The following is a 5,537-nucleotide window of genomic DNA, read 5'->3' on the forward strand; positions in this document are numbered from 1 at the left end:
CTCCTATCCCTGTTACTTCCTAATTCCTTTTTAGTGGGGGAGTGTGAACAGTTACCTTGATTTAATTAAGATAATTGTATTAGCTTATACTATTCCTACATTGTAAGAATTTTTGTTAATTTAGATACAGTTTTGCTAAAAAATCACAAATTTTGTGTAATCACACCATCAAACTACAAAAATTGCCAAAACAAAGAGTGCAGATAACCTGATATAGCTACCTGCACTACTTGTTGATTAAATTTGGACTTTCGTGGGTGACGGAAGACATTTCTATCCGCTGGCACTAATACAAAATAAGCTTTAAGAATTACTCTCAAAGCATATTGGCTAAATAGACAATTTAGTTGGTAGTTTGTGCTGACAGCATTTGTTTTAGCTTTTCTAAATCCGCTGCCCAACGGGGATCTGGACGAAAAGCTTCGTTATCAACGCTAGTAGCAGTTTCACGCGCACTACCACCACCGCTACCACGGCGAGATTTCTTACTTCTCTCCCGACGATTACCTTCTTTATTACCGCTAGGACTAGAAGCGCTACTACCTTGGATAATTGGTTTGGGAACTTGTTGTTGTGGTTGTTCTTCACCTTCCTCACCTTTAGTGCGGGGTAAAGCTTTTTCTAGTTTGATGGGTGTATCTTTGAACATTTGACCATTATATTTTTCAATAATTTGATCTGCTTGTTCGTCATTATTGACTGTTAGAAACCCAAAACCCCGACATTTGCCTGTTTTCCGGTCTTTAATTAGTTTGGTGGTGACAGCATCGCCTTCTTCTGCAAACACAGCTTGCAAATCTTGACGATCTATTTCTTCTTTGGGCAAATTTCCTATATATAGGCGAATGGACATGGAACATACCTCCGAATTGGGATTAAACAGGGCAAGACAAAAACAATAAATTGGCTTTGGTTTTTGAATAGATACTATGGACTAAAACTGCCACAAACCAATTTCTGCAATCCGATAGTGTAGCGTGGCGTGAGTCATGCTATCAACTTATAGAATACAGTTTTTTGTTGGGATCAAGCTTATTCGTCACGAAAGCAATTATGCAATCGTGGGCTAATATCACTTTAATTTTAGGAATTGTTAATTTAATAGCCAACTATCCACCACAGTAAATTCATTCTTCTTAATTCTTGCCCGCAGAACAAAATACCATTCCTTAACATTATCATGGTATTTTCCACGTAGCTAGTTCAGCAGAAACTTTTCCGCTAATAGCCAATAGTATGATTCTATCGTAACATAAAACACATTTTTAATGCAAGAGGGAAAAGGGGCAGGGGGGCGGAGGGGGACTGGGGACTGGGGAAGTAGGGGAAGTAGGGGAAGTAGGGGAAGTAGGGGAAGTAGGGGAAGTAGGGGAAGTAAGGGAGTAGGGGAAGTTGGGGGGGAGAAAGAATTTTCCCAATGACCAATGACCAATGGCAACTGACAATTGACTAAAACCCTGTGAGCATAATATAAGCGCCCCAAGCTTGGGCAACGACTGCGATGACAGTAGACCAGATGGGATGAGGGCTATGAATTTTTTTGCCGCTTTGGGTTTCTAGGGTTTGCAGATCAATCCAGGGAGTTGCCCCACGTCTTAACCAACCTGTGACAGTGATTTGTCTGCCAATCAAGTCTTGAGGATTGAATGACTTTCCTAACCAGGGAATATGATGTAATTTGATTAAACCTTGGCTAGTTTGTAGAATTAGGTCTTGTGCTAAACAATTACCAATTCCGGGACGACCTAACAGTTTACCAGTAAAACGGATTCTAGCGCTATCAATTGGTAAAATTACGGGATCTGCTAATAGGTTGGTGAAGTTTTCGTTTTTTTGAACATTTGCAGGTGTAATGTCGGGAAATAAAGCATTTATCCGCATGACTGTACCAATGCTAAAACCAATTAACATACAACCTGTAACAAAAGACCAATCATCATAAATCCATTTTAAGTTTAACAAATGTAGGGTGTATGCTGTTTGCCAAATTAACCAAATCAGAGTGGCGAAGACAACACCAAGGGGGATTCCCAACCAGGGGGCAATTTGTAAACAGAAGGTTTGGGGTTGAATGAGGATGGGTTGTGATGGGGTTGTTTGATATAGTTCGGTGTCTAAATGCCAATGACGGGCTATTTCACAAAGACGTTCGATGCGATCGCCTATTGCTGGATGACAACTGTTGATTGTTAACCATTGACGGTAGGGATGAAAGTTTTCCCATTTTAAAAATGATTCAAAAGGTAGATGACCTGCGCTGCTACCTAAAACTATGCTGTGCTGGTAGGCGACGGGCGAAAGCAGGTTCAGACTTTCTAACTGCCAGCAGGTCTGTTCTTTGAGTCCGACATCATGGGCTACACCAATGGATATTTTCAATAAGGCGCGAATTAGTCCATTGGGATTACCGGTGATTTCTGCGGACAGGCGATCGCTATGGTAAAGTCGTAACCGAGAATTAAGTAGGGCTGTACCTGTGAACAGACACCAAATTCCGTAGTTAATGGCGGCTAAAACTGTTCCTGGCCAACGCCAAATTTTACTCTGATGTTGATTTCCCCAAGCTGAAACTTGCTGATATATGCCATAAAATGGCATGGTTACAAGTAACACGAGGGACATCACCCCAAAGTCCCAACGCCCAATTTGCCCCAAGGATAAAGCATAAATGGCGGCTATTTCATCATCTGCCAGTTGTTCTAATAGGCCTTGACTAACAGTTATTCTGGCTGTGCGGGGCAGGTTGCCATAACTGATAATCATGGGGGCAGCAATTGGTAAGATTCTCAGTTCGGGGGTATTCCAGTGCCGCTGTTGACAAGCCCTTTGTAATACCCTGAATGTTTCCCGACTGTAGGAGTTTAATTTCTCTTTGGGCAATTCTTCTTGACCGGAAAATCTTGTTAGCACCCAGTCGAGTAACCAAGGGGACGATACCATTAAGATTATAAATAACCCTAGAATAAAGTTACTAGGATCACGATATAAAATCTGGATGGGTTCTAAGTATGGTAGTTGATATAGAATTTGATTAATTGAACCCAGGACAAATTTCAGCACTTCTCGGCACGTCCAAAATAGTGCGATGAATGTGAAGAGGGCAAGCAGTCGGGAGGGAATAATATTAGGCTTGCGGAGGGGTTGCCAGACTTTAGCGCGTCTAGCATTGCGCCAATAAATACTAACGGGTTGAATATTAGTTTGACCATCAGCCCCAACATAAGCGGTTTGTGGCTGTTGTGGGGAGTTGGTTAAACCGGAGATAAGTCCAGTTTTAGGTTTGCGGGATTTTTTCTTCTGGTTTTTGCGTTTATGCAGGTGTTCAAGCGCAAGTTTTGACCACTCTTGAACTTGGGGATTACTATTGGCGATCAAATTGTGGCACAGGGCGATCGCTTTGGAAACTTCGCCAGTGCGGGCATAGGACATAACTAACCCCACTTGTGCCTGTAAACAAATCTTTTCTTCGTTTTGATTTTTGGCTAGTGGTTCAAGGTTAGCGATCGCTGTATAGTAATTCCCCTGCTTGAGGGCAGCTAAACCAGCCTCTAAACATGATTCAGCATGGGAAGGCATACAAACTTTGATAATTTGTCAGTTGTTAGTTGTTAGTTGTCAGTTGTTAGTTGTCAGTTGTCAGTTGTCAGTTGTCAGTTGTCAGTTGTTAGTTGTTATTGGGTAATTTTCTTCTTCCTTCTTTTTCCCTCCTTTCTTCCTCCGAACTCCTAACTCCTAACTCCTAACTCTCCACCGATTGTTGATTAGAAAAGACGGGGGCGATCGCACTTAATTTCAACTCTGGATGATCACCTTCTAATTGTTGGCAATTCCATTCATTGCGGAATAACAATACAGGTCGTCCCATGCTATCTTTAACAGTGGTGGTATTGAATAAACGTCCCACCTGTTTTAAAGCTTCCCAACCACCCGAAACCCAACGGGCGACACTGTAGGGTAATAAATCAAGAATGGTTTCTACACCATACTCATTTTGTAAACGGAACTGGACTACCTCAAATTGCAACTGACCAACCGCTGCTAAAATTGGCTCACGCTTGGCTTCATCAGTTGAATACATAATTTGTACAGCCCCTTCTTCTCGCAATTCAGAAACACCTTTTTGAAACTGCTTAAATTTTGATGGGTTGGGGTTTCTCAAAGTAGCAAAAAGTTCCGGTGAGAAATAAGGAATTCCCTCATATTCTAGTTTTTGTCCTGTATAAATAGTATCGCCAATTGCAAAAACACCCGGATTATTTAAACCAATCACGTCCCCTGGATAAGCAACATCAATGGATTCTCTTTCTTGGGCAAATAGTTTTTGCGGACGAGATAGACGAACAACTTTACCAGTTCGAGCATGATTTACTGTCATATCTTTTTCAAACTTGCCTGTGCAAACCCGGACAAAAGCTACTCTATCCCGGTGTTTGGGGTCCATGTTGGCTTGGAGTTTGAAGATAAATCCGGTAAATTCTGGATAGGTAGGGGGGATATCGCCGACGCTGCTGCTATGTGTACCTGGTTTGAGGGCAAAGTCGAGGAAGTTTTTCAGGAATAATTCCACCCCAAAGTTGGTCATGGCGCTACCAAAAAATACTGGGGTCATTTTGCCGGCGTGTACCAAGTCTAAATCTAGTTCTGGACAAACTCCTTCTAAGAGTTCTAATTCGTCTTTTAGTTGGTGGTAAAGTTCTTTTTCTAGTAAGGTTTCCAATTGGCGATCGCCGATATCTAGTATGGTATTAAGTGCTTCTTTGCTACCGTGAAAACTGCGTTCAAATAAGTGAACTTGCTGTTGTTGGCGGTCAAAAACTCCTTTAAAGCGATCGCCCATACCAATCGGCCAATTCACTGCATAAGTCTGTAATCCCAGTTCTTTCTCAATTTCATCTAATAAATCTATGGGTTCTCTACCTGGACGGTCAAGTTTATTGACAAAGGTGAAAATGGGAATCCCCCGCATTTTACAGACTTCAAACAATTTCCGAGTTTGCGGTTCTAAACCTTTAGCCGCATCAATTAGCATAACCGCATTATCTGCCGCTGCTAAAGTCCTATAAGTATCTTCACTAAAATCTTGGTGTCCAGGAGTATCAAGTAAATTAATTTGACAGTTACGATAGGCAAATTGTAACACGGTTGAAGTGACGGAAATTCCCCGTTGTTGTTCCATCGCCATCCAGTCAGAGGTTACTTTCCGCTGGTCTCTACGGGCTTTGACTGCTCCAGCTTCGTGGATAGCACCCCCGTATAATAATAGTTTTTCAGTTAAAGTAGTTTTACCAGCATCAGGGTGAGAAATAATCGCAAAGTTACGACGCTGTTCCACCGCTTGACCTAGTTCTGTTTGCAATTCAATGGACATATTGGTTATTTGTTTTTAACTTCATTAAATGTAATCTTTTTCAGGAGCAGGAAACAGGTAATTGGTAATTGGTAATTGGTAATTGGTAAAAACAATTCTTCTTCTTTCTTCCTTCTTCCTCCTGAACTCCTGACTGGTCACTGAGCGAAGTCGAAGTGCTGACTCCTGA

The 5,537-nt window shown here is 41.7% G+C and carries 3 protein-coding genes; all 3 read right to left on the minus strand.

Going from position 1 to position 5,537, the window contains the following annotated elements:
- Window positions 1–343: 343 nt before the first annotated feature.
- Window positions 344–853 (minus strand): RNA-binding protein, encoded by a 510-nt coding sequence (locus FJR05_RS11795; protein ID WP_168644263.1) that lies wholly within the window; start codon window positions 851–853, stop codon window positions 344–346.
- Window positions 854–1,449: 596 nt separating this feature from the next.
- The gene (locus FJR05_RS11800) at window positions 1,450–3,576 is read right to left on the minus strand and encodes a zinc metalloprotease HtpX (protein WP_168644264.1); all 2,127 of its coding nucleotides are present in this window, start codon (window positions 3,574–3,576) and stop codon (window positions 1,450–1,452) included.
- A gap of 163 nt (window positions 3,577–3,739) precedes the next feature.
- Window positions 3,740–5,368, minus strand: a complete 1,629-nt coding sequence (locus FJR05_RS11805) for a peptide chain release factor 3 (protein ID WP_168644265.1) — start codon at window positions 5,366–5,368, stop codon at window positions 3,740–3,742.
- Window positions 5,369–5,537: the final 169 nt, after the last annotated feature.

It is taken from the genome of Dolichospermum sp. UHCC 0259, assembly GCF_009711935.1.
In the GTDB taxonomy this organism is placed as follows: Bacteria; Cyanobacteriota; Cyanobacteriia; order Cyanobacteriales; family Nostocaceae; genus Dolichospermum.

What these genes read in the sequence shown, in the direction of transcription:
- FJR05_RS11805 (WP_168644265.1), bottom strand. Translation starts at nt 5,368, where the DNA reads ATGTCCATTGAATTGCAAACAGAACTAGGTCAAGCGGTGGAACAGCGT.
- FJR05_RS11800 (WP_168644264.1), bottom strand. Translation starts at nt 3,576, where the DNA reads ATGCCTTCCCATGCTGAATCATGTTTAGAGGCTGGTTTAGCTGCCCTC.
- FJR05_RS11795 (WP_168644263.1), bottom strand. Translation starts at nt 853, where the DNA reads ATGTCCATTCGCCTATATATAGGAAATTTGCCCAAAGAAGAAATAGAT.